Source organism: Streptomyces sp. NPDC014656 (assembly GCF_043084305.1).
Classification (GTDB): Bacteria; Actinomycetota; Actinomycetes; order Streptomycetales; family Streptomycetaceae; genus Streptomyces.
On sequence record NZ_JBIBZN010000004.1, the window covers coordinates 488,921 to 511,096 of the forward strand.

Annotated in this window: 22 protein-coding genes; 12 read left to right on the top strand and 10 right to left on the bottom strand. The window is 75.1% G+C overall.

Annotation, left to right across the window (positions count from 1 at the left end; all coding sequences use genetic code 11):
• Positions 1 to 82 precede the first annotated feature (82 nt).
• The gene (locus ACF1ED_RS12885; protein WP_391759535.1) at positions 83 to 733 is read left to right on the top strand and encodes a heme oxygenase (biliverdin-producing); all 651 of its coding nucleotides are present in this window, start codon (positions 83 to 85) and stop codon (positions 731 to 733) included.
• 9 nt (positions 734 to 742) lie between these two features.
• On the opposite strand, the gene ACF1ED_RS12890 is transcribed toward ACF1ED_RS12885, so the two are convergent.
• From ACF1ED_RS12890 to ACF1ED_RS12900, 3 genes are all read right to left on the bottom strand, one after another.
• A complete protein-coding gene (locus tag ACF1ED_RS12890; RefSeq protein ID WP_391759537.1) occupies positions 743 to 1,420 on the bottom strand; it encodes a PhzF family phenazine biosynthesis protein in 678 nt (225 codons plus the stop codon).
• A gap of 90 nt (positions 1,421 to 1,510) precedes the next feature.
• Positions 1,511 to 3,145: an HtaA domain-containing protein gene (locus tag ACF1ED_RS12895; RefSeq protein WP_391759539.1), complete on the bottom strand. Its 1,635-nt coding sequence runs from the start codon at positions 3,143 to 3,145 to the stop codon at positions 1,511 to 1,513.
• A 116-nt stretch (positions 3,146 to 3,261) separates the two neighbouring features.
• Positions 3,262 to 4,683, bottom strand: a complete 1,422-nt coding sequence (locus tag ACF1ED_RS12900; RefSeq protein ID WP_391759541.1) for an HtaA domain-containing protein — start codon at positions 4,681 to 4,683, stop codon at positions 3,262 to 3,264.
• 138 nt (positions 4,684 to 4,821) lie between these two features.
• Between ACF1ED_RS12900 and ACF1ED_RS12905 the strand changes: the two genes are divergently transcribed.
• The 7 genes from ACF1ED_RS12905 to ACF1ED_RS12935 all read left to right on the top strand — a co-directional run bounded on the left by ACF1ED_RS12905 (position 4,822) and on the right by ACF1ED_RS12935 (position 12,222).
• Complete coding sequence (locus tag ACF1ED_RS12905) at positions 4,822 to 5,823, top strand: hemin ABC transporter substrate-binding protein (RefSeq protein ID WP_391759543.1); 1,002 nt, start codon at positions 4,822 to 4,824, stop codon at positions 5,821 to 5,823.
• Positions 5,824 to 5,828: 5 nt separating this feature from the next.
• Positions 5,829 to 6,908 carry a FecCD family ABC transporter permease gene (locus ACF1ED_RS12910; RefSeq protein WP_391759774.1) on the top strand — a complete coding sequence of 360 codons (1,080 nt, stop codon included), beginning with the start codon at positions 5,829 to 5,831 and terminating at the stop codon, positions 6,906 to 6,908.
• Complete coding sequence (locus ACF1ED_RS12915) at positions 6,905 to 7,768, top strand: heme ABC transporter ATP-binding protein (protein WP_391759545.1); 864 nt, start codon at positions 6,905 to 6,907, stop codon at positions 7,766 to 7,768. The genes ACF1ED_RS12910 and ACF1ED_RS12915 overlap by 4 nt, the downstream gene beginning before the upstream one ends.
• 187 nt (positions 7,769 to 7,955) lie before the next feature.
• Positions 7,956 to 9,110, top strand: coding sequence for an iron uptake system protein EfeO (efeO, locus tag ACF1ED_RS12920; RefSeq protein WP_391759547.1), 1,155 nt, complete (start codon positions 7,956 to 7,958; stop codon positions 9,108 to 9,110).
• The gene (efeB, locus tag ACF1ED_RS12925; RefSeq protein ID WP_391759549.1) at positions 9,107 to 10,336 is read left to right on the top strand and encodes an iron uptake transporter deferrochelatase/peroxidase subunit; all 1,230 of its coding nucleotides are present in this window, start codon (positions 9,107 to 9,109) and stop codon (positions 10,334 to 10,336) included. The genes efeO and efeB overlap by 4 nt, the downstream gene beginning before the upstream one ends.
• Before the next feature lie 19 nt (positions 10,337 to 10,355).
• Positions 10,356 to 11,234, top strand: coding sequence for an iron uptake transporter permease EfeU (efeU, locus tag ACF1ED_RS12930; RefSeq protein WP_391759551.1), 879 nt, complete (start codon positions 10,356 to 10,358; stop codon positions 11,232 to 11,234).
• Entirely contained in the window at positions 11,194 to 12,222 is a 1,029-nt protein-coding gene (locus ACF1ED_RS12935; RefSeq protein WP_391759553.1) for a hypothetical protein, read from the top strand. The genes efeU and ACF1ED_RS12935 overlap by 41 nt, the downstream gene beginning before the upstream one ends.
• 24 nt (positions 12,223 to 12,246) lie before the next feature.
• Here ACF1ED_RS12935 and ACF1ED_RS12940 read toward each other — a convergent pair whose 3' ends face one another.
• Both ACF1ED_RS12940 and ACF1ED_RS12945 read right to left on the bottom strand, forming a co-directional pair.
• Positions 12,247 to 13,023: a bifunctional DNA primase/polymerase gene (locus ACF1ED_RS12940; protein ID WP_391759555.1), complete on the bottom strand. Its 777-nt coding sequence runs from the start codon at positions 13,021 to 13,023 to the stop codon at positions 12,247 to 12,249.
• 111 nt (positions 13,024 to 13,134) lie between these two features.
• Positions 13,135 to 13,758, bottom strand: coding sequence for a TetR/AcrR family transcriptional regulator (locus ACF1ED_RS12945; RefSeq protein ID WP_391759557.1), 624 nt, complete (start codon positions 13,756 to 13,758; stop codon positions 13,135 to 13,137).
• A 182-nt stretch (positions 13,759 to 13,940) separates the two neighbouring features.
• Between ACF1ED_RS12945 and ddaH the strand changes: the two genes are divergently transcribed.
• On the top strand, positions 13,941 to 14,771 hold the full coding sequence (gene ddaH, locus ACF1ED_RS12950) for a dimethylargininase (RefSeq protein WP_391759559.1): 831 nt from the start codon (positions 13,941 to 13,943) through the stop codon (positions 14,769 to 14,771).
• On the opposite strand, the gene ACF1ED_RS12955 is transcribed toward ddaH, so the two are convergent.
• Genes ACF1ED_RS12955 through ACF1ED_RS12965 form a run of 3 tightly spaced genes read right to left on the bottom strand, consistent with a single transcriptional unit; the run spans position 14,768 to position 17,566 of the window.
• On the bottom strand, positions 14,768 to 15,754 hold the full coding sequence (locus ACF1ED_RS12955) for a small ribosomal subunit Rsm22 family protein (RefSeq protein WP_391759561.1): 987 nt from the start codon (positions 15,752 to 15,754) through the stop codon (positions 14,768 to 14,770). The two genes, ddaH and ACF1ED_RS12955, sit on opposite strands and share 4 nt — an antisense overlap.
• A gap of 9 nt (positions 15,755 to 15,763) precedes the next feature.
• Positions 15,764 to 16,252 carry a hemerythrin domain-containing protein gene (locus tag ACF1ED_RS12960; protein ID WP_391759563.1) on the bottom strand — a complete coding sequence of 163 codons (489 nt, stop codon included), beginning with the start codon at positions 16,250 to 16,252 and terminating at the stop codon, positions 15,764 to 15,766.
• A 15-nt stretch (positions 16,253 to 16,267) separates the two neighbouring features.
• Entirely contained in the window at positions 16,268 to 17,566 is a 1,299-nt protein-coding gene (locus ACF1ED_RS12965; RefSeq protein WP_391759565.1) for a Bcr/CflA family multidrug efflux MFS transporter, read from the bottom strand.
• A gap of 78 nt (positions 17,567 to 17,644) precedes the next feature.
• Here ACF1ED_RS12965 and ACF1ED_RS12970 point away from each other — a divergent pair, with 78 nt between their 5' ends.
• Positions 17,645 to 18,646, top strand: coding sequence for a Gfo/Idh/MocA family protein (locus ACF1ED_RS12970; protein ID WP_391759567.1), 1,002 nt, complete (start codon positions 17,645 to 17,647; stop codon positions 18,644 to 18,646).
• A gap of 49 nt (positions 18,647 to 18,695) precedes the next feature.
• Here the strand turns inward: ACF1ED_RS12970 and ACF1ED_RS12975 are convergent, their stop codons facing one another.
• On the bottom strand, positions 18,696 to 20,327 hold the full coding sequence (locus ACF1ED_RS12975; protein WP_391759569.1) for an alkaline phosphatase D family protein: 1,632 nt from the start codon (positions 20,325 to 20,327) through the stop codon (positions 18,696 to 18,698).
• Between the two features lie 167 nt (positions 20,328 to 20,494).
• Here ACF1ED_RS12975 and ACF1ED_RS12980 point away from each other — a divergent pair, with 167 nt between their 5' ends.
• The gene (locus ACF1ED_RS12980) at positions 20,495 to 21,238 is read left to right on the top strand and encodes an SDR family oxidoreductase (protein WP_391759571.1); all 744 of its coding nucleotides are present in this window, start codon (positions 20,495 to 20,497) and stop codon (positions 21,236 to 21,238) included.
• A 4-nt stretch (positions 21,239 to 21,242) separates the two neighbouring features.
• Here ACF1ED_RS12980 and ACF1ED_RS12985 read toward each other — a convergent pair whose 3' ends face one another.
• Entirely contained in the window at positions 21,243 to 21,575 is a 333-nt protein-coding gene (locus ACF1ED_RS12985) for a nuclear transport factor 2 family protein (protein WP_391759573.1), read from the bottom strand.
• Between the two features lie 161 nt (positions 21,576 to 21,736).
• Here ACF1ED_RS12985 and ACF1ED_RS12990 point away from each other — a divergent pair, with 161 nt between their 5' ends.
• Entirely contained in the window at positions 21,737 to 22,171 is a 435-nt protein-coding gene (locus tag ACF1ED_RS12990; protein WP_391759575.1) for a hypothetical protein, read from the top strand.
• Positions 22,172 to 22,176 lie beyond the last annotated feature (5 nt).

A 22,176-nucleotide genomic window follows, 5' to 3' on the forward strand; every position in this document is an offset into this window, starting at 1 on the left:
TCGGGAACCAGTTGACTTAGGTAAGCCTAACTTGGCACCATCGGGTCACTGGTCCCCGCCCCATCGGTCCCGGAGGCACGCCTTGGACACCCCCTTCTCCACCCTGATCCGCACGGCCTCGCACGAGCAGCACACCGAGGCGGAGACCTCGTCCTTCATGGGCGACCTCCTCGGCGGACGCCTGGGCGTGGACGCGTACGCCCGCTACACGGAGCAGCTCTGGTTCGTGTACCGGGCCCTGGAGGAGGGTGCGGAGGCGCTGCGGGAGGACCCGGTCGCCGGGCCGTTCATACAGCCCGAGCTCTTCCGCACGGCCGCCCTGGAGGCGGACCTGGCCCATCTGCGCGGGCCCGGCTGGCGCGCCGGGGCCTCGGCGCTGCCCGCCACGGAGGCGTACGCGGCGCGGGTCGCCGAGTGCGCCCGCGACTGGCCCGCCGGCTACGTCGCCCACCACTACACCCGCTACCTGGGCGACCTGTCGGGCGGTCAGATCATCCGCGACAAGGCCGAGCGGACCTGGGGCTTCGAGCGCAAGGGCGACGGCGTGCGGTTCTACGTCTTCGACGCGATCGGGAACCCGGCCGCCTTCAAGCGGGCCTACCGCGAGCTGCTCGACGGGGTGAACGCGGACGACCTGGAGAAGCAGCGGATCGTCGACGAGTGCAAGCGGGCCTTCGCCTTCAACACGGGCGTCTTCCGCGAGCTGGGCGGCGAGTTCCCGCTCAGCGCGTGACCGGGCCCCTCACCGGGTGAGGGTGCCCTCCAGGCGGACCCGTCCGCCCAACTCCACGATCCCGTCGGGGCCGGGGGCGGTCAGCAGCTGCGACCCCCGGCCCTGCGTGATGTTCAGGGCCCTGCCGAGCAGGTCGGTGAGGAGCAGGGCCGCCGCGCCGGTGGCCTCGTCCTCGTCGATGCCGTCGCCCCGGCCGGGGAAGGCACGCGCCCGGATCCGCCCGGCGGCCTCCTCCTCCCACGCCCAGGCGTAGATCCACTCGCCCGGCGGCGGCACCTCCAGGGCGTCCACCTCGGCGGCGGAGCCGTACTGGCGCAGGGTGCGCGGCGGGGCCCACTCGGCGCGCGCCTCGATCCAGGTGAACTCCCCGTCGCCGCGCACCCACACCTCGCCCGCCGGCGGGTGGACGACCTCCAGGTCGAGCAGCCAGGCGGCGCCGACGAGGGGGTGCCCCGCGAAGGGGAGCCGCAGGCCGGGGGCGTAGATGTCGACGATCCCGCGCTCGGGGTCGTCGACGAACACGGTCTCGCTGAAGCCGAGTTCCTTGGCGAGCGCCTGCCGGGACGACTCGTCGGGGTGGGCGCGGCCGTCACGGACGACGCCGAGCGCGTTGCCGTGGCGGCCGTCGCCCGCGCAGAAGACCCGCAGGACGTCGATCTCGGTGTCGGTCTCCCCAGTCGTGTTCATGGCGGAATTGAACCATCCAAGGGCAGACGGCAGGGCCGCACCTCGCTTTCCGGGGTGCGGCCCTGCCGGGTCGGGGGGGATGACGGTCGGTCAGGACTCGGTGCCGTCGGCGGTGCGGCGGCGGGCGGCGACCACGACGGCCCCGCCGGCGGCGACGACGAGCGCGGCGGTGCCGGCCAGCAGGCCGGTGGGGGCGGAGGAGCCGGTGGCGGCGAGGGCGCCGGAACCGCCGACCGTGCCCGCGCCGCCGACGGTGCCGCCGACGGTGGTGACGGTGCCGGTGGAACCGGTGGTGCCGGTGGTGCCGGTGGTGCCGGTGGTGCCGGTGCTGCCGGTCGTGGCGGTCGGGAGGGTGGCGTCCTCGTCGAGGGCGAGGGAGACGGTCACCGGGTCGAGGGCGAGGCCCGCGTCGTAGAAGGAGGCGCCGCCGGGGGCGGCGAACAGGGCGGCGCCGTCGGCGGTCAGCTTCGCGGGCAGGGCGGCGAGGGTGACGACGTCCTCCTCCGGAGTCCAGTCGGCCTTCGCGAGGTCGAGCTCGGCGAAGCGCACGCCCTTCCTGGTGCCGGAGGCGGTGGTGACGTCGGCGGTGAGGGTGCCCGTGGTGCCGCTCGCGGTGAGCTTCACGCCGCCGATCCGCCAGTCGATGCCGTGCGCGGCGCAGACGAAGTCGATCCGGCCGGTGAAGGAGGCGGTGAGGGTACGGGCGTCCGCGTCGAGGGCGGCCTCGTCGGCCTGGAAGCCGTACGCGGAACCGGACTTCACCGCTCCGGCGGCCGGGGTGACGGTGCCGCCGCAGCGCTCGGCGACGTACACCCGCCAGCGCTCCAGGACGCCCCAGGTGAGCCGCCCGGCGACGACGCCGGCCGGGTCCTCGGCGGGCGTGGTCGCCGTCGCCGTCGGGCCGGTGGCGGTGGTGGTCGGGGCCGGCGTGGTGGGCGCGGCGGTGGTCGGCGCCACCGTGGTCGGGGCGGTCGTCGGCGGCGTGGTCGGGGGCGTGGTCGGCGGGGTCGTCGGGGGCGTGGTGGTGGGCGGCGGCGTGGTGGGCGGGGTGGTCGGGCGGGCGCCGGCCTTCACGGTGAGGGTGGCGGCGTCGAGGGCGTCGCCCTCCTTGTAGAAGCCGGCGAAGGCGGCGGCGCCGTCCCCGGTGAGCGTGGCGGGTATGTCCTTGAAGACCATCGCGCCGCCGGCGCCCTGGCCGGGGCGGACGCCGGTCATGTCGAGCGCGGCGAAGGAGACGTCGTCGCGGGTGGTGAAGGAGCCGTCCTTCTCCTTGGTGACGACGTCGGCGGTGATCTCGCCGGTGGGCGCGGCCGAACCGGCGGTCTTCAGGCGGACGTCGGAGATCCGGATGTCGAGGACGCCCTCGTGGGCCTCGAAGTGGACGCCGCCCTTGAAGGCGGTGGCCGTGGCGTGGCCGGTCGTGTCGTAGGTGCCGGTGCCCTCGGCGAAGGTGAAGACGCCGTTGCCGGCGGCCTGCGTCGCGCCGCCCTCCAGGGTGGTCCTCCCCTTGGCGAAGGGCTGGGCGAGGTAGTTGCGGAAGGACTGCTTGATGCCCCAGTCCAGGGTGCCGTCCACGAGGGGCAGCGGCGGCGCCGGGGTGTCGGCGGCGGCCGCAGGGAGCGCGAGGGCGAGGGCGCCGGCGCCCAGGGCGGCGGCCGTGGCGACGGCGGCGGCCGTGGCGACGGCGGCGGCCAGGGTGACGGGGCGGCGCGTGCGGGTGGGCATGTCGGGTGTCTCCTCGGCGGGAAGGGGTGTACGGGGGTGTACGGGGGTGTACGGGGGTGTGGCGGGCCGCCGCGCGGGCGTCAGGCACGGCCCGTGCGGGAGGCGGAGGGGGAGGGTCAGTCGGTGGGCGCCGTCGCTCCGGTGCGGCGGCGGCGCGGGAGGGCGTACGCGGCGAGGGCGGCGGCCAGGACGGCCGCGGCGATCCCCGCGTAGACGGCGGCGGGGGCGCCGGAGTCCGACGAGGCGGCGGCCACGGGCGCGGCGGAGGCCGACGGCGTGGCCGAAGGGGCCGGGGAGGCCGCGGCGGAGGGGGTGGTCGTGGGGTCGCTGCCGAGGTCGGGGAGGGCGGGGAGCGCGACGGCCGGGTCGGTGGAGACGGCGAGGGAGACCGGGTCCATCGCGGTGCCCGCCTTGTACATCCCGCCGAAGGCCCGGGCGCCGCCCTCGGTGAGGGTGGCGGGTGCCTCGGTGACCACGGCGAGGCCGTTCTCCGGGGCGAGGCGGCCGGCGGCGAAGGTGACGAGGGGGACGGCCTTCTCGGTCTTCCCGGCGCTGGTGACGTCGGCGGCGAGGGTGCCGGTGCCGCCGGTCACCGTGACGGCGACCCGGGCGAGGGTGAGGTCGAGGTGGGTGCCGGTGAAGCGGACGCTGCCGGCGAAGGAGGCGTCTAGGGTGCCCGCGGCGGGGTCGTAGCGGCCGGTGCCGGAGGGGAAGCGGAAGAGGGCTCCGCCGTCCTGGGCTCCGTCGGCGAGGGTCCACTCCCCCTGGGCGATGGCGCCGGTGACGTACTCGCGGAAGGTGCGGCGGACGCCCCAGTCGACGGCGGCGGCGCGGAGGGCTCTGGCGGTCGCCTGCGGCTTCGGGGTCGCGCTCGGGGTCGCCGCCGGTGCGGTCGTCGGGGAGGCGGCGGGGGCCGCCGTCCGCACGTCGACGGTGAGGCTGACGGGGTCGAGCGCGGTGCCGGCCGGATAGTAGCCGGCGAAGGCGGTGGCGCCCTGGGCGGTGAGGGTGGCGGGCACGTTCGCGAGGGAGACGGGGCTGGTGCCGCCGCGCATGTCGACGCCGCCGAGGCCGAGGGTGGCGAGCGGGACCCGGGAGCGGACGGTCATCCGGCCGGTGTCCTTGGCCTTGCTCGCCATGTCGGCGTAGAGGGTGCCGGTTCCGCCCCGGATCCGGATCCGAGGGCGGCTGATGGTGAGGTCGAGTTCGTTCGTGCCGTCGGCCCCGCGGTGTCCGGTGAAGCGGACGCCGCCGGTGAAGGCGGCTTCGAAGGCGCCGGTGGCGGGGTCGTACGAGCCCCGCGCGGAGTGGAAGCGGTACTGGGACCCGACCGTGGCGGCGCCGCCGGTGAGGCTCCAGTTCCCTTGCGCGACGGGCCCGGTGACGTAGCCCTGGAAGGAGGACTTGATGCCCCAGTCCAGCCGGCCGCCCTGCACCGGGCGGCTCTCCGCGCGGGCGCCGGCGGCCGGGACGAGGGCGGCCAGCAGGGCCGCGAACAGGGTCACGGCGAGTGCGCGGCAGGGTCTGGACGGCAGCATGGGGCACCCCTCCGGGGCTAGCTAGTGAGGTAAGGCTAACCTAAGCTACATCCCGTTCCGGCCGGAACCCCCGCTCACCGGAGCGGACCGAGAGCCGGGCGACGAACCTCCCCCAGCGGAACGACAGGACGGTGTCCGGTGCGCAGAACTCGCCTCGCGGGAGCGCTGACAGCAGTGCTCGCCCTCGCCCTCACGGCGACCGGATGCGGCGGCGGGGACACCCCGGCCGCTCCGGCCGCGGCGAGAACGGCGGCCGCCCCCGACCGGGTCGAACCGCTCCCCTCCCCCGCCTCCCCCCGACTGCCCGTCACCGTCGCCTCCGCCGACGGCCGGAAGGTGACCGTCGGCTCGGCCGAGCGGATCGTGCCGCTCAGCGGCTCGCTCAGCGAGATCGTCTTCACCCTCGGCCTCGGCGACCGGGTCGTGGCCCGGGACGTCACCGCCACCTTCGAACAGGCCGCGGACCTCCCGGTGGTGACCCGCGCCCACGACGTCTCCGCCGAGAGCGTCCTCTCCCTGCGGCCGACCCTCGTCCTCGCCGAGTCCACCACCGGACCGGCCGAGGCCGTCGCCCAGATCCGCGACGCGGGCGTCCCGCTCGTCGTCGTCCCGGCCGCCGGGGACCTCGACGACGTCGGCGGCCGCATCGACGACGTGGCCGCCGCCCTCGGCGTCCCCGCCGCCGGCACGGCCCTGCGCGAGCGGACCGCCGAACGGCTCGACGCCGTACGGCGGAAGGTCCCCGCCCGCGCCGACAGGCCGCGCGTCGCCTTCCTCTACGTGCGCGGCTCGGCCGCCGTCTACCTCCTCGGCGGCGCCGGGTCCGGGGCGAGCTCCCTCCTGGAGGCGGCCGGCGCGGTCGACGCCGGCAAGGAGTCCGGACTGGAGAAGGACTTCACCCCCCTCACCAGCGAGGCCCTCGCCGCGGCGGCGCCGGACGCGATCCTCGTCATGACCAAGGGCCTGGAGTCCGTCGGCGGCGTCGACGGACTCGCGAAGATCCCCGGGGTCGCCGAGACCCCGGCCGGCGCCGCCCGCCGGATCGTCTCCGTCGACGACGGCGTCCTCCTCAACTACGGTCCGCGCACCGACCGGGTGCTCGCCTCGCTCGTGGACCAGCTGTACGGGGAGGCGAAGTGACGGCCGTGCGGGAACGGCCCGTGCTCCCCGCCGCGAAGGCGGACCCGCCGCCGCCCCGGCGGGGCAGGACCGCGCTGCTCACCGGCGGGCTGCTCGCCGCGCTGCCGCTGCTCGCCCTGCTGTCCGCCGGCATCGGCGCGTACGGCATCCCGCTCGGCGACGTCCTCGCCTCGGTCCAGCACCGCGCCGGACTCGGCGGGCACGCGCTCGACCGGACCGCCGAGAGCGTGCTGTGGAACATCCGGCTGCCCCGGGTGGTGCTCGCCCTCCTCGTCGGCGCCTCCCTCGGCTGCGCCGGCGCGCTGATGCAGGGCGTCTTCGGCAACCCGCTCGCCGAACCCGGCGTCATCGGCGTCTCCTCCGGCGCCGCCGTGGGCGCGGTCGGCGCGATCGTGCTCGGCGCGGGCTTCCTCGGCACCTGGACGGTGACGGTCTTCGCCTTCGGGGGCGGACTGCTCACGGTGGTGGCGGTGTACGCGATGTCCCGCTCGGGCGGCCGGACGGAGGTCGTCACCCTCATCCTCACCGGCATCGCGGTGACCGCCTTCGCGGGCGCGCTCATCGGGCTCTTCATCTTCTTCGCGGACAACGCGCAGATCAGCCAGATCACCTTCTGGCAGCTGGGCTCGCTGGCACAGGCGACCTGGCCCAAGGTGCTCGCCGTGCTGCCGTGCGCGCTGCTCGGCCTGGCCGTCGCCCCGCTGTACGCCCGCCGGCTCGACCTGCTCGCGCTGGGCGAGCGGCCCGCCCGGCACCTGGGCGTCGAGGTGGAGCGGCTGCGGATCGCGCTGATCCTGGTGGTGGCGCTGCTGACGGCGGCCGCGGTCGCGGTCTCCGGCATCGTCGCCTTCGTCGGCCTGGTCGTCCCGCACGTGCTGCGGATGGCGAACGGCCCCGGCCACCGCTTCCTGATCCCCGGCAGCGCGCTCGGCGGAGCGGTCGCGCTCACCGCCGGCGACCTGGCGGCCCGCACCCTCGCGGCCCCCGCCGAACTCCCCCTGGGCGTCCTCACCGCCCTCATCGGCAGCCCGTTCTTCTTCTGGCTGCTCCGCAGGACCCGTCGGAAGCAGGGTGGTTGGGCGTGATCGGCTGGTTCGGGAGGCGTACGCGGGAGCTGCCCGCGGCCGTGGAGCGCGGCGGGACCGTGGCGGCGGCGGACGCGGTGCGGGTGGCGCGGGGGCGGCGGACCGTCCTCGACGGCGCCCGGATCGAGGTGCGCGCCGGGGAGGTGCTGGCCCTGGTGGGGCCGAACGGCGCCGGGAAGTCGACGCTGCTGTCCGTGCTCGCCGGGGACCTGGCGCCCGGGGCGGGGACGGTACGGATCGGGGGCCGGGCGGCCGGCGACTGGAGCGCGCCGGAGCTGGCGCTGCGGCGGGCGGTGCTGCCGCAGACCGCCGAACTGTCCTTCCCCTTCCCGGTCGAGGAGGTGGTCCGGATGGGCCGGGCCCCGTGGGCGGGGACGGAGCGGGCGGGGGAGGACGAGGCGGCCGTGGCGGAGGCGATGGCCGCGACCGAGGTGACGGAGTTCGCCGCGCGTCCCTTCTCCGCGCTCTCCGGCGGGGAGCGGGCCCGGGTGGCGCTGGCCCGGGTGCTGGCCCAGCGGACCGGGCTGCTGCTCCTCGACGAGCCGACGGCCGCGCTCGACCTGCGCCACCAGGAACTGGTGCTGCGGGTCTGCCGGGAGCGGGCGGCGGCCGGGGACGCGGTGGTGGTCGTGCTGCACGACCTGGGGCTCGCGGCGGCGCACGCCGACCGGGTGGGGGTGGTGCACGGGGGCGGGGTGGCCGCCGACGGGCCGCCCGCCGGGGTGTTCGGCGAGGAGCTGCTGAGCCGGGTCTACCGGCAGCCGGTGGAGGTCTTCCCGCACCCGCGGACGGGCGTCCCGCAGGTCGTCCCCCGGCGGGACGCGCCCGCGCCTCGAAACGGGGCGAAGCGCCCTGCTTGACCGGTCCTTGACCCCGGGATGGGGCGGCGATGGCGCACCTGTGACCGCGCCGTGTCCGATCCGCCGGACGTGAGAGTCACATCACTGGACGGGCGGGTTTGACTGAGGTAAGCCTCGGTTAAGTTAGGTCCGCCTCAGTGGCATTCCCGGCCCGTCCCCCCGTCCCGCCCCCCGACCTGGAGCCCTCATGCGAGCCGTCCGCACCACCGCCGCCACCGCCCTGGCGGGCGCCGCCGTCCTGGCCGCCGTCACCGGATGCACCGCCAAGAGCGACGCCAAGGCGGAGGGCGACGGCGTCACCGTCACCGCCAAGGACGACTCCTGCGAGGTGTCGGAGAAGGAGTTCCCGGCCGGCCACGTCACCCTGAACGTGGAGAACCGCGGCTCCAAGGTCACCGAGGTGTACGTCCTCTACCCGGACGACCGGATCGTCACCGAGCGCGAGAACATCGGCCCCGGCACCAAGGCCACGCTCACCGCCGAGATCAAGGCCGGCTCGTACGCGATCGTCTGCAAGCCCGGCATGACCGGCGCCGGCATCCGCCAGGCCGTCACCCTCACCGGCGGCGCCGCCGCCCCGAAGCGCTCCGCCGAGATGGACGCCGCCGTCGCCGCGTACCGCCAGTACGTCCAGGCCCAGGCCGAGGAGACGCTGCCGAGGGTGAAGGTCTTCACCGACGCCGTCCGCGCCGGTGACCTGGAGGCCGCGAAGAAGGCCTACGCCCCCTCCCGCATCGGCTGGGAGCGCACCGAGCCGGTCGCCGAGTCCTTCGGCGACATCGACCCGAAGGTCGACGTCCGCGAGGACGGCCTGGAGGAGGGCCAGGACCCGGCGAAGGACTGGACCGGCTGGCACCGCCTGGAGAAGGCGCTCTGGCAGGACGGGAGGATCACCGCCCGCGAGAAGCAGCTCGCCGACCTGCTCGACAAGGACCTCGCGGACTGGGTGAAGCGCGTCGGCACCGCCGAGATCACCCCCACCTCCATGGCCAACGGCGCCAAGGAGCTCCTCGACGAGGTCGCCACCGGCAAGGTCACCGGCGAGGAGGAGCGCTACTCCCACACCGACCTGGTCGACTTCAAGGCCAACGTCGAGGGCGCGCAGAAGTCCTTCGACCTGCTCAAGCCGGTCGCCGCCAGGAACGACGCCGCGCTCACCGCCGAACTGGACGAGCAGTTCGCCGCGCTGAACACGCTGCTCGACAAGTACCGCGCCGACAAGGCCGGTTACGACTTCACCTCCTACGACAAGGTCGGCAAGGCCGAGCGCAAGGAGCTGTCGGACGGCGTCAACGCGCTTGCCGAGCCGCTCTCCAAGCTCGCCGCGGCAGTGGTCAAGTGACCCCCGCCCGCCGCACCGTCCTCGCCGCCGGCGGCGGCCTCGCCCTCGGCGCCGCCGTGGCCGGCGCCGCCGTCGCGGTCACCCGCGACGGGGACGCCGCCACGCCCGTCGCCGACGGCGGTGCCGCCGTCCCCTTCCACGGCCCGCACCAGGCCGGCATCGCCACCGCCGTCCAGGACCGGCTGCACTTCGCCGCCTTCGACGTCACCACCGACGACCGCGAGAAGCTGGTGGAGCTCCTCCAGGAGTGGACCCGGGCCGCCGAGCGGATGACCGCCGGCCGCGAGGTCGGCGAGGGCGCGTACGGCGGGCTCCCGGAGGCGCCGCCGGACGACACCGGCGAGGCGCTCGGCCTCAGGCCGTCCCGCCTCACCCTCACCATCGGCTTCGGCCCCTCGCTCTTCGACGGGCGCTTCGGGCTGAAGGACAGGCGGCCCGGGGCCCTGGTGGAGCTGCCCAGGTTCCCGGGCGACAACCTCGATCCGGCGCGCAGCGGCGGCGACCTGTGCGTGCAGGCGTGCGCCGACGACCCGCAGGTCGCCGTGCACGCCGTCCGCAACCTCGCCCGGATCGGCTTCGGCACGGTCGCGGTCCGCTGGTCCCAGCTGGGCTTCGGCAAGACGTCCTCGACCACCCCGGACGCGCAGACCCCGCGCAACCTCTTCGGCTTCAAGGACGGCACCCGCAACGTCGCCGGCACCGACACCGCCGCCCTCGACCGGCACGTGTGGGTCGGCCCGGAGGAGGCCACCGGCGGCGGCGCCTGGATGGCCGGCGGCTCGTACCTGGTCGCCCGGCGGATCCGGATGAACGTCGAGACCTGGGACCGCACCCCGCTCGCCGAGCAGGAGGACATCTTCGGCCGCGACAAGAAGGAGGGCGCGCCGGTCGGCAGGGCGAAGGAGCACGACGAGCCGTTCCTGAAGGCGATGAAGCCGGACTCGCACGTCCGGCTCGCCCACCCGGACGCCAACGGCGGCGCGCGGCTGCTGCGCCGCGGCTACTCCTTCACCGACGGCACGGACGGCCTCGGCCGGCTCGACGCGGGCCTGTTCTTCCTCGCCTACCAGCGGGACGTGCGGTCCGGCTTCGTCCCGGTGCAGACCGCGCTGGCCAAGGCGGACGCCCTCAACGAGTACGTCCAGCACGTCGGTTCGGCGGTCTTCGCCGTCCCGCCGGGCGTCCGCGACGCGGACGACTGGTGGGGCCGCGCCCTTTTCTCGTAATCCCCGGAAGGAGTCCGCCGTGTTCGGCAACTACCTGATCGGCCTCCGCGAGGGCCTGGAGGCCAGCCTCGTCGTCTGCATCCTCATCGCCTACCTGGTGAAGACCGGCCGCAGGGACGCCCTGAAGCCGGTCTGGACCGGCATCGGCGTGGCCGTCGCCCTCGCGCTGGCCTTCGGCGCCGGCCTGGAGTTCGGCTCCCAGGAGCTGACCTTCGAGGCGCAGGAGCTGCTCGGCGGCTCCCTGTCGATCCTCGCCGTGGTCCTGGTGACGTGGATGGTCTTCTGGATGAAGAGGACCGCCCGGCACCTCAGGGCGGAGCTGCACGGCAAGCTGGACGCGGCCCTGGCGATGGGCACCGGCGCGCTGGTCGCCACCGCGTTCCTGGCCGTGGGCCGGGAGGGCCTGGAGACCGCCCTGTTCGTGTGGGCGTCGGTCCGCGCCTCCTCCGACGGCAGCCACGCCCCGCTGGCCGGCGTGGTCCTCGGGCTGCTGACGGCGGTGCTGCTCGGCTGGCTGTTCTACCGGGGCGCGCTCCGGATCGACCTGGCGAAGTTCTTCACCTGGACCGGCGGGATGCTGGTCCTGGTCGCGGCGGGCGTCCTCGCGTACGGCGTGCACGATCTCCAGGAGGCGCGCTTCCTCGGCGGGCTCGCCGACAAGGCCTTCGACGTCTCGGCGGCGGTCCCGCCGGACAGCTGGTACGGCACGGTCCTCAAGGGCGTGTTCAACTTCCAGCCCGACCCGACGGTGCTTCAGGTCACGGTGTGGGCGCTCTATCTGATCCCGGCGCTCGCGCTGTTCCTCGCCCCGATAGGGTCGGGTCCGTCCGTGCGCGTGGAGAAGCAGAAGGCGACCGATGAGAAGGCTGAGGCTGGAGCGGCAGACCCGGCGGTCTGAGGGACGGCGCCGGGGCGGGTCCCTGGCGGCCGTGGCCGCGGCGACCGTCGTGGCGCTGACGGCGAGCGGCTGTGTGACCGTCCACGGCGAGACCGCGGTCGTGGCGGGGGCGACGCCCGACGAGGCGACGGCGGCGCTGGCCGCCTTCGTCACCGCGTTCAACCGGGCCGACAAGGCCAACGACCCGACGCTCGACGCCGACCGGGTGACCGGTCCGCTGGGGGCGATCAACCAGGCCGGCCTGAAGTCGAAGTCGGTGACCCAGCCGAAGGGCAACCCGGACCACGAGCCGCTGGAGCTGCGCGACGCCCGCTTCCTGGTCCCCCGGAAGGCGGGCTGGCCGCGCTGGTTCGTCGCGGACACCGACGCCAGCCGCGACGACGGCACGCCCCGGGCGGACGACCGCTGGCTGGTCGCCTTCCTGAAGAACGGCCCGGACCAGCCGTGGAAGGCCGCCCACCTGGCGATCGTCGGCCAGGACGCGATGCCCGGGTTCGCCGGGGAGCAGGGCGGCGAGGTGCCGGTCGACGCCGCCTCGAAGGCGACGGCGATCGCGCCGGAGGAACTGAGCGAGCGGTACGCCGATTACCTCAAGGACGGCGGTACGGGTCTCTTCGCGGCGGGCGCGCACACCAGCCAGTGGCGCGAGAAGCGGGCCCGCACGGCCCGGCGGCCGGGCCTGGCGACCCAGTGGATCGACCGGCCCGCCGACGCGGGCGACTTCGCGCCGCTGGCGCTGGCGACGGAGGACGGCGGGGCGCTGGTCTTCTTCGCGAGCCGTCACTACGAGCGCCAGACGACCGCGAAGGGCTACCGCCCGAAGGTGGGCCCGGAGCTCAAGGCCCTGATGAAGGGCGAGGTCGTGAACACGGTGACCAAGGAGTGGATGTCGAGCCAGGTCGTCCTGGTGAAGCCCGCCGGCGCGGAGAAGGACGCGGTCACCTTCGCCGGACGCCTCCAGGGCGTCGTCTCCGTCGAGGGCTCCTGACCCCTCCCCCGGCCGGGGCGGCGCTCAGCGGGTGAGCGGCCAGGCGACGCCGTGGGCGGCGTGGTCGTCGCCCTGCGCCGCGCGCTCGGCGGCGTGCCGGGCGCAGGCGTCGGTGAGGGTCTCCAGGAGGTTCAGCGGGTCGGGCAGCGCGTGCTCGGGGCCGCGGACCCAGCCGACGACCGGGTGGTCGGCCTCGTCGCCGGGGAGCCGGGCGGGCGGCACCAGGACGTAGCTGCCGCGGCAGTGCCAGCGCAGGCCGGGATGCTCGTCCATGGTCTCGGGGTGGCAGTCGAGCTCGCAGGGCCACCACTCGTCCTCGTCCTCGGGGGTGCCCCGGGTGGCGGTGAAGAAGAGCATCCGGCCGCCGTCGCCGGTGCTGTCCGGGGACTCGGCGACCGGTCCGACCTCGACGCCCTCGGCGAGGAGCCGCTCCAGCGCGGCGCGGCCGGCGGCCAGCGGCACGTCGAGGACGTCGTGGACCATGCCGGTGGCGGTGACGAAGTTCGCCTCGGGCCCGTTCCGCGCCCAGCGCTCGATCTGGGCGCGGTCGGTGGTCGACTGGGTCTGCCAGGCGAAGGAGACCGGGTGCCGGCCGGGGGTCGGACAGCCGATCCGCTCACAGGAACAGCTGTAGCCGACGGGGTGGGCGGCGGGGGCCAGGGGCAGTCCGGCGTCGGCGACGGCCAGGAGCAGCGTCTCGCGGGTGTTCCCGTCGTCGGCCGCGGTGCGTTTCGGGCGCCTGCGCAGCCATTGTGCGAGTTTGCTCTCCGTGCCGCGGTAGCGGCCGATGCCGTCGCCCATCTATCCCCTCACAGCTCATGCTCGCCCGTTCGGCTCCGCCCATGGTCCCACCATCCTGCTCCCCGGGTGACCGGAGTGGGGAACCGGGGCCGGTGACGACGCTCACGCTCGTCACGGACGGGGCGTGAGGCCGCGCAGGGCGTGCTCGACGAGGGCGTCGGCGTAGGCGTGGGTGAGGGGGCCGGTGCGGTGGAGCCAGCGGTGGTGGAGCGGGCCGACGAGGAGTTCGGTGGCGAGCCGGGGGTCGACGGCCGGGTCGGCCTGGCCGGCGGCCTGGGCGGCCTCGATGCGGCGGCCGAAGACCTGGAGCTGGGGTTCGAGGAGGGCGGCGGTGAAGCGGGCGCCGAGCTCGGGGTCGGTCGAGCCCTCGGCGGCGAGCGCCCGGGTGGGGGCGTCGTAGAGCGGGTTGTTGAGTTCGTCGACGGTGGCGCGCAGGACGAGCCGGAGGTCGGCGGCGAGGTCGCCGGTGTCGGGCAGCTCGGTCTGCCCCTCGGTCGCGCCGGCCTCCTCGGCGGCGCGGCGGGCGAGGTCGAGGAAGGCGTCGAGGAGGACGGCGGCCCTGGAGGGCCACCAGCGGTAGATGGTCTGCTTGCCGACGCCGGCGCGGGCGGCGATGCCCTCGACGGTGGTCTTCGCGTAGCCGGCCTCGGAGACGAGGGCGAGGGCGGCGTCGAAGATGGCGCGGCGGGAGCGCTCGCTGCGGCGGGAGGCGTCGGGGGCCTTGGGCTCGGGCATGGCGCCGAACCTACCATCGGGCGAGACGCCACGTCTCGCCAGGGGGCGGCCGGGAGTCGATCGGGTGTGCGCGGGACGAACCACCCGAACGGTCCACTGCGCGCGGGGCCCCGAGAGCGGACCATGGCTCCACCGATCCAACGGCCCGCCCCGGCGGGCCGCCCGTCCGTGAGGAGGCCCGATTGCGCTCCACTCCGCGCGAGTCCTCGCCCCGCCGCTACCTGATGTGCCCACCCGCGCACTTCACGGTGACGTACTCCATCAACCCGTGGATGGACCCGACGAAACCCGTCGACCTGCCGCTCGCCCTCGCCCAGTGGGAGGACCTCCGCGACCGCTACCTGGCCCTCGGGCACACCGTCGAACTCCTCGACCCCGACCCGGCGCTGCCGGACATGGTCTTCGCGGCGAACGGCGCGACGGTCGTCGGCGGACGGGTGCTCGGCGCCCGCTTCGCCCACCCCGAGCGGGCCGCGGAGGCCGGGGCGCACCTCGCGTGGTTCCGCCGCCACGGCTGGGCCGAGGAGGACCTGAGGGCCCCGGAGCACGTCAACGAGGGCGAGGGCGACTTCGCCGTGACCGCCTCCTGGATCCTGGCCGGCACCGGCTTCCGCTCCAGCCCGCTGTCCCACGGCGAGGCCCAGGAGTTCTTCGGCCGGCCGGTGATCGGCCTGGAGCTGGTGGACCCGCGCTACTACCACCTGGACACGGCGCTGTGCGTCCTCGACGAGGCGGCCGACGAGGTCATGTACTTCCCCGGCGCCTTCTCCCCCGGCAGCCGGGCCGTCCTCGCCCTGCTCTTCCCCGACGCCCTCCTGGCGACCGAGGAGGACGCGGCGGCCCTCGGGCTCAACGCGGTCAGCGACGGCCGCCACGTCCTGCTCCCGCAGACGGCGACCGGCCTCTTCGGACCGCTGCGGGCCCGGGGCTTCGAGCCGCTCGGCATGGACCTCGGCGAACTCCTCAAGGGCGGCGGCAGCGTGAAGTGCTGCACTCAGGAGCTGCGGCCCTAGTCGTCCCCGGCGGGCGGCCAGGAGTCGCCCCACTCGGCGTCACGGGCCTGCTTGTACAGGGGCCCGTGGCGCTTGGTGACGGTCTCGCGGCCGAGCCCCGCCGGTCCGCAGAGGTCGAGGAGGACCAGGCCCTTGCGGATCTGCGGCCTGCGGGTGACGCGGCCGGGCGCGGGGGCCACCGGGAACCGGGCGGCGGCGACGTACGCGTACTTCTCGTCCTCGTAGGGCAGCGAGCCGCCCTTCACCTGCCGGTGCAGCGAGGAGCGGCTGACCCGCGCCGAGAAGTGGCACCAGTCGGTGCCGGGCTCGATCGGGCAGGCGCCGCTGTGCGGGCAGGGCGCGGCGACGGTGAAGCCGGCGCCGGTCAGGACGGAGCGGGCGGCGATGATCCGCTCGTAGCCGTCCGGGGTGCCCGGTTCGACGATCACGACGGCGCCGCGCGCGGCGCGGGCCGCCTCGGCGACGAGCGCGGTCCGGTCGCCCTCGGTCAGCTCCTTGAGCACGTACGAGACGGTGACCAGGTCGGTCTCGTCGAGCCGCAGCGCGGTGCCGATCCGCTCGCGCCGCCACTCGGCGTCCAGGACCCCGGCGGCCAGCTCGCGGCCGAGCGCGAGCGCGGGCTCGGCCCAGTCGAGGACGGTGGTGCGCGGCGGCCGCCCGTCCCACACGTCGGCGGCGGCCCAGCCGGCGGCGCCCGTCCCGCCGCCGACGTCCGTGTGGGTGGCGGGCGCCCACTCCGGGGCGGCCGCCCGCAGCGCGTCCAGGGCGCCCCGGGCGGCCTCGAAGGTGGCGGGCATCCGGTAGGCGGCGTACGCGGCCACGTCCGAGCGGTCCCGCAGCACGGGCGCGTCGGTCGGGGTCGTCCCCCGGTAGTGGCTGATCAGCCGGTCCACGGCCTTCGTGGCCTGCGCGCGCGGCAGGCCGTCCAGGAGCCCGGCGAGGGCGGCGCGCAGGGACTCGGCGGAGGCGGTGGAGGCGTTCACCGATCCAGTCTAGGCGCCGCCGCCCGCCGCTCCGGCCGGGGCGACCGGGCGGCCGTGCACCGCGCTCCAGGCGTTCATCGCCAGGTCCCACTGGTCGCCGGTGAGTTCGGTGAGGGAGGCGGGGAAGAGGCCGTCCTCCTCCTTGGCGATGTGCGCGTGGAGTTCGTCGACGGCGCGGACGAAGGCGGTCCGCTGGGCCGGGTCGTCCAGGTCGAGGGCGGTGAGGAAGGCGTCGAGCTCGCGGTGCTCGGCGACGAGCGCGGAGACGTACCCCGCGTACTCGTCGTTCTCGGCCATGACCCGGAAAAGGCCCGCCTCCTCGCCCGCCCAGTGGCCGCGCAGCCGCACCGTCATCTCGGCGGCGAGGGCGGCGGCCCGCGCGCGGTCGCCCGCGCCGAGCGCGCGGACCGCGTCGCCGCCGAGGTCGGTGACGGCCTCGTGCTCGGCGATGAACTCCTTGATCAGCGGGATGTCGCGGCAACCGCAGTAGTGGCACATCCCGGGATCGTCACATCAGGACGCGGCCCTCTCCCGGGCGACGCGCCACGGGCGGCACATCAGGAGGAAGCAGGCGAGCGCGGCGGCCGCGCAGGAGAGCTGGACGACGGCCATGGGGACGGCGGTCCGCTCGCCCGCGACGCCGACGAGCGGCGAGGCGACCGCGCCGATGAGGAAGGAGGAGGTCCCCAGGAGCGCGGAGGCGGACCCGGCCGCGTGCGGGGTGCGCATGAGGGCCTGCGCGTTGGTGTTCGGCATCGCCAGGCCCATCGCGGACATGAGGACGAAGAGGCCCGCGGCGATCGGCACCAGCCCGACCTCGCCGAAGACGCCCGTGGTCATCAGGAGCAGCGCCGCCGAGGCGAGCAGGATCACGCAGAGGCCGACGCCGAGGGCCTTGTCGAGGCTGACCCGGCCGACGAGCAGCTTGCCGTTGACCTGGCCGACGGCGACGAGCCCGATGGAGTTGAGCCCGAAGAGGAGGCTGAAGGTCTGCGGGGAGGCGCCGTAGATCTCCTGGACGACGAACGGGGACGCCGAGATGTAGGCGAAGAGGGCCGCGAAGGCGAGGCCGCCGGACAGCATGTAGCCGGTGAAGACGCGGTCGGCGAGCAGCCCGCGCATGGTCCGCAGGGCCTGGCCGACGCCGCCCTCCTGGCGCCGCTCGGGGGGCAGCGTCTCGTGGAGGAAGCGCCACACGACGAGGGTGAGGAGGACGCCGATGACGGCGAGGACGTGGAAGACGCCCCGCCAGTCGGTGATCCGCAGGATCTGTCCGCCGATGACCGGGGCGATGACCGGCGCCACGCCGGAGATCAGCATGAGGGTGGAGAAGAAGCGGGCCATCTCGACGCCGTCGTAGAGGTCGCGGACGACGGCGCGGGCGATGACGATGCCGGCGGCGCCGGCGAGGCCCTGGAGGAGCCGGAAGGCGATGAGCAGCTCGGCGCTGGGGGCGAAGGCGCAGACGGCGGTGGCGAGGACGTAGACGACCATGCCGGCGAGCAGGGGCCGGCGGCGGCCCCACTTGTCGCTCATGGGACCGACGACGAGCTGGCCGAGGGCCATGCCGGCGAGGCAGGCGGTGAGGGTGAGCTGGACGGTGGCCGCGGGGGCGGTGAGCGAGCGGGTGACGTCCGGCAGCGCCGGCAGGTACATGTCCATGGACAGCGGCGGGAGGGCCGTGAGTCCGCCGAGGACGAGGGTGACGAGCAGTCCGGCCCGCCGGGCGGCCGGGACGGAGACGGCGCGGGGGACGGCCGACGACGGTCCGGCTATGTGTCCTCGTGTTGTTTTCTGGCCGCTTTCCGGCATCGACTGCTCCGTTTCGTTGAAACCTTGCCTATGCTCTCAGCTCGGCGGGGCTGATCGAGACCCTTGGGGTGGACAGGCATGGACGACGTGGTGCGGTGGGGCGTTCTCGCGACCGGCGGGATAGCCGAGCGGTTCGTGACGGACCTGGCGGAGCTGGACGGCGCCGAGGTGGTGGCGGTGGCGTCCCGTACGGAGGCGTCGGCGCGGGCCTTCGCGGACCGGTTCGGGATCGGGAGGGCGTACGGCGGGTGGGACGGCCTCTTCGCCGACCCCGAGGTGGACGTGGTGTACGTCGCCACCCCGCACCACGCCCACCGGGAGGCGGCCGGCCGCGCCCTGGAGGCGGGCAAGCCGGTCCTCTGCGAGAAGGCCTTCACGCTGAACGCCCGGGAGGCGCAGGAGCTGGTCGGCCTCGCCCGGGACCGCGGCCTCTTCCTCATGGAGGCCATGTGGATGTACTGCAACCCGCTGGTCCGGAAGCTCGCGGAGCTGGTGCGGGACGGCGCGGTCGGGGAGGTGCGGACCGTGCAGGCCGACTTCGGGCTGGCCGGGCCGTTCGGCGCCGACCACCGGCTGCGGGACCCCGCGGTCGGCGGCGGGGCGCTGCTCGACCTCGGCGTCTACCCGGTCTCCTTCGCCCAGCTGCTGCTCGGCGAGCCGGACTCGGTGCAGGCGCACGCGCGGATCTCCCCTGAGGGCGTCGACCTGAACACGGGCATGCTGCTGGGCTGGGACTCCGGCGCCTCGGCGCTGCTGTCCTGCTCGCTGGAGGCGGACACCCCGCTGACCGCCTCGGTGACCGGCACGAAGGGCCGGATCGAGGTGCCGCGCGGCTTCTTCTTCCCGGAGCGTTTCACGCTGTACCGGGAGGGCGCCGAGCCCGAGGAGTTCACCAACACCGACGACCCGCACTCGATGCGGCACGAGGCCGCCGAGGTGATGCGGTGCCTGCGGGCCGGGGAGACGCAGTCGCCGCTCGTCCCGCTGGACGGCACCCTCGCCGTGATGCGGACGCTCGACGCGGTACGGGACCGCGTCGGCGTCCGCTACCCGCAGGAGGCGGAGCTCACCCGGGTGTGAGCCGTGCAGGCCCGGTCTCACCCCGGTGCGGGCCCCCGCCGCCCCGGTCTCACGCGGGCGTGAGACCGGGGCGGCCGGCCTCCGTCACGAAGGAGCCGGCGGTGGTGACCGGGGCGCCCGGCGTCGTCACGTACGGGACCGTACGGAAGTCGGCGCGGGCGCTCTCCTCACCGAGGGACACGGTGACGTAGCCGCGCCGCCCGTTGAAGAAGCGCAGGTGCGGATTGGCCCCCATGAGCTTGTCGTAGTTCGACGGGCGGTCGGCGCCGTCCTTGCCGCTGGCGATCGAGGTGGCGACGATCTCGGTGCCGACGGTCCGCGAGCCCGGATCGCGGAAGTCGGCCTTGAGGTCGAAGGCGTAGCCGACGTGGACGTCGCCGGTGAGGACCATCAGGTTCTCCACCCCGGCGGACTCGGCGCCGGCGAGGATCCGCGCGCGGGAGGCCGGGTAGCCGTCCCAGGAGTCCATGGAGAGCTTGAAGTCGGCGGTGGGGCGGTCCCGGCGCTCGGCGAACACCACCTGCTGCGGCAGGACGTTCCAGCGGGCGCCGGAGGCGCGCCAGCCGTCGAGGAGCCAGCGCTCCTGGGCGGCGCCGGTCATCGTGCGGGCCGGGTCCTCGGAGAGCGGGCCCGGGACCTGCCAGCCGTCGCCGTAGGCCTGGTCGGAGCGGTACTGGCGGGTGTCGAGGATGTCGAACTGGGCGAGCCGGCCGAAGCGCAGCCGCCGGTGGAGCCGCATGTCCGGGCCCTCGGGGAGCTGGGGGCGGCGCAGCGGCTGGTGCTCCCAGTAGGCGCGGTAGGCGGCGGCGCGGCGGAGCAGGAACTCCTCGGGCGGGACGCCGTTCTCGGGGACGCCGCCCGCGTAGTTGTTCTCGGTCTCGTGGTCGTCCCAGGTGACGACGAAGGGGTGCGCGGCGTGCGCGGCCCGCAGGTCGGGGTCCGACTTGTAGAGGCCGTAGCGGAGCCGGTAGTCCTCCAGGGTGACCGTCTCGCGGTTGAAGACGGCCGGGAGGACGCGGTCGGTGTGGGCGCGGGCGCCGCCGGTGGCGTTCACGGCGTACTCGTAGAGGTAGTCGCCGAGGTGGAACACGACGTCGAGGTCCTCGTCGGCGAGGTGCCGGTAGGCCGTGAAGTAGCCGTCGTGGTACGCCTGGCAGGAGACGGCGCCGAGCCGCAGCTCCGCCGGCCGGGCCCAGGGCGCGGGCGCGGTGCGGGTCCGCCCGACCGGGCTGGTCCACTCCCCCGCCCGGAAGCGGTAGAAGAACTCCCGGCCCGGCTCCAGGTGTTCGACCTCGACGTGCACGGTGTGGGAGAACTCCGGGTGCGCGGTGGCGCGTCCGCGCCGCACGGGCCGGGTGAAGCGCTCGTCGCGGGCCAGCTCCCAGTGGACGGAGACGCGCCCGGCGGGCAGGCCGCCGCCGGGCTCGAAGGGGCGGGGCGCGAGCCGGGTCCACAGCAGGACGGAGCCGGGCAGCGGGTCGCCGGAGGCGACGCCGAGGGTGAACGGGTCCTCGGTGATCCGGCGGCCGTCCAGCTCGGCGGCGGCCGCCGCGCCGGCGGCGGGCAGCTGGGTGGCGAAGGCGAGCGCGGCGGCGGCGCCGGCCGTGGTGAGGAACCGGCGGCGGCCGAAGTGGCGCGCGGCGGCTCGGAGTTCCTCGCTGTGCTGCGGTGCGGGTGTCATGTGCCCCTCCCCTGACGGTTGGTGTCCGTCGGTATTCGAGGGGGCGGGGGCGACATCGCATTGTCGGGGACAGGTCATCCACGTGTCGGACGGATGAGTTCATGGGGCACGCGTCTGGCGTACGCTGCCCGGCCGGGGGCGACACGAAGCTGGAAGGTGGATTCGGCATGGGCGTCGCAGTGGTGACGGGAGCGGGTTCGGGCATCGGCCGGAGCGTGGCGCGGGCCCTCGCGGAGGCGGGCTGGTCGGTGGCCCTGGCCGGCCGGCGGCTCGCGCCCCTGGAGGAGACGGCGCAGGGCCCGGCCGCAGGCCGGACGGTGTGCGTCCCGACGGACGTGACGTCACCGGAGGAGGTGGCGGCCCTCTTCGACGCGGTCCGCGACCGCTTCGGCCGCGTCGACCTGCTCTTCAACAACGCCGGTACGTTCGCGGGCGGCGGCACCCCCGTCGAGGAGCTGTCCTACGACACCTGGCGCGCGGTCGTCGACGTCAACCTCACCGGCGCCTTCCTCTGCGCCCAGGCCGCCTTCCGGGCCATGAAGGAGCAGGACCCCCAGGGCGGCCGCATCATCAACAACGGCTCGATCTCCGCCCACGTGCCGCGCCCGCACTCGATCGCGTACACGGCGACGAAGCACGCGATGACGGGCCTGACGAAGTCCCTGTCGCTGGACGGGCGTCCGTACCGCATCGCCTGCGGCCAGATCGACATCGGCAACGCGGCCACCGACATGACGGCCCGCATGCGGACCGGCATCCTCCAGGCCAACGGCGAGCTGGCGGCGGAGCCGGTGATGGCCGCGGCGGACGTGGCGGCGACGGTCGTCCACATGGCGGCCCTGCCGCTGGAGGCGAACGTGCAGTTCGCCACGGTGATGGCGACGACGATGCCGTACGTCGGCCGCGGCTGACGGGCTACTCCGCGGCGGCCTGCCCGGTCTCGAAGCGGACGACCTTCCCGTCCTCCACGGTGAACCGCCAGTCCGTCCGCATGGACCCCCACGTGTCGTTGCTGTAGGTGGCGACGAGGACGAGCCCGTCGTCGTCCTCGCTCTCCACCACCATCCGCCCGTGCGACGAGAAGACCTCCCGCTCGGTCCACTCCCCCGGGTCCCGCTCGGACCCGTCGTCGGACATGGTCGCCCCGGGGGCGAGGACGCCGAAGAAGGCGTCGCGGTCGTTGGCGTTCAGCGCGGTGACGAAGGCGCGCACGGCGGGCTCGCTGAGCCGGTCCTCAGGAAGGGTCATGGCCCAGCCGTACCCGCCGGACGGCCCCGTGCCCCGCTCCCGCGCCGGGGATGGGCCAGTCGGGCGAGCCCCGCGACGCCCCCGCGGCGGCCTCCGGCGGCCGGGCGGCCGCCCCGGGCAGTATCGGGGGCACCAGACCCCCCTTCCCCGCTGGAGGAGCGATGTCGGAGCACGACCGGATCGTCAGGCTGTACGCGAAGGGGGCCCCGGTCGGGGTCCACGAGGGGAGGCTGGCCGCCTTCCCCGCCGACGGACCCCGCGCCGCCGAATGGGCGCTCGGCGAGGCGGACGGCGGCCACCGCCTCACCGTCAAGGGCACCGAGGACACCGTCATCGCCCCCGGCACCGACCGCGCCCAGGCCCTGGTCCGCCCCGACGCCTCCCCCGCCTCGGTGTGGCGCCTCCAGCGCGTCACCCCCGACGGCATCACGCCCGTACGCTCCCTCGCCACCCTCACCACCGGCACGTACGTCATCACCCAGAACGGCCTCGCCCTCGGCCGCGACCTCTTCGAGGACCCCTCCCCCGCCCCGAAACCGGTCGTCATCCGCACGGACGACCGCGAGCCGCACTGGACGGTGGAGGTGCTGATCTGAGGGGA

Excerpts from the sequence above, each read along its gene's own strand:
- ACF1ED_RS12890 (WP_391759537.1), bottom strand. The coding sequence starts at position 1,420 with ATGAACACGACTGGGGAGACCGACACCGAGATCGACGTCCTGCGGGTC.
- ACF1ED_RS12895 (WP_391759539.1), bottom strand. The coding sequence starts at position 3,145 with ATGCCCACCCGCACGCGCCGCCCCGTCACCCTGGCCGCCGCCGTCGCC.
- ACF1ED_RS12900 (WP_391759541.1), bottom strand. The coding sequence starts at position 4,683 with ATGCTGCCGTCCAGACCCTGCCGCGCACTCGCCGTGACCCTGTTCGCG.
- efeO (WP_391759547.1), top strand. The coding sequence starts at position 7,956 with ATGCGAGCCGTCCGCACCACCGCCGCCACCGCCCTGGCGGGCGCCGCC.
- ACF1ED_RS12935 (WP_391759553.1), top strand. The coding sequence starts at position 11,194 with ATGAGAAGGCTGAGGCTGGAGCGGCAGACCCGGCGGTCTGAGGGACGG.
- ACF1ED_RS12940 (WP_391759555.1), bottom strand. The coding sequence starts at position 13,023 with ATGGGCGACGGCATCGGCCGCTACCGCGGCACGGAGAGCAAACTCGCA.
- ACF1ED_RS12945 (WP_391759557.1), bottom strand. The coding sequence starts at position 13,758 with ATGCCCGAGCCCAAGGCCCCCGACGCCTCCCGCCGCAGCGAGCGCTCC.
- ACF1ED_RS12960 (WP_391759563.1), bottom strand. The coding sequence starts at position 16,252 with ATGTGCCACTACTGCGGTTGCCGCGACATCCCGCTGATCAAGGAGTTC.
- ACF1ED_RS12965 (WP_391759565.1), bottom strand. The coding sequence starts at position 17,566 with ATGCCGGAAAGCGGCCAGAAAACAACACGAGGACACATAGCCGGACCG.
- ACF1ED_RS12970 (WP_391759567.1), top strand. The coding sequence starts at position 17,645 with ATGGACGACGTGGTGCGGTGGGGCGTTCTCGCGACCGGCGGGATAGCC.
- ACF1ED_RS12975 (WP_391759569.1), bottom strand. The coding sequence starts at position 20,327 with ATGACACCCGCACCGCAGCACAGCGAGGAACTCCGAGCCGCCGCGCGC.
- ACF1ED_RS12980 (WP_391759571.1), top strand. The coding sequence starts at position 20,495 with ATGGGCGTCGCAGTGGTGACGGGAGCGGGTTCGGGCATCGGCCGGAGC.
- ACF1ED_RS12985 (WP_391759573.1), bottom strand. The coding sequence starts at position 21,575 with ATGACCCTTCCTGAGGACCGGCTCAGCGAGCCCGCCGTGCGCGCCTTC.
- ACF1ED_RS12990 (WP_391759575.1), top strand. The coding sequence starts at position 21,737 with ATGTCGGAGCACGACCGGATCGTCAGGCTGTACGCGAAGGGGGCCCCG.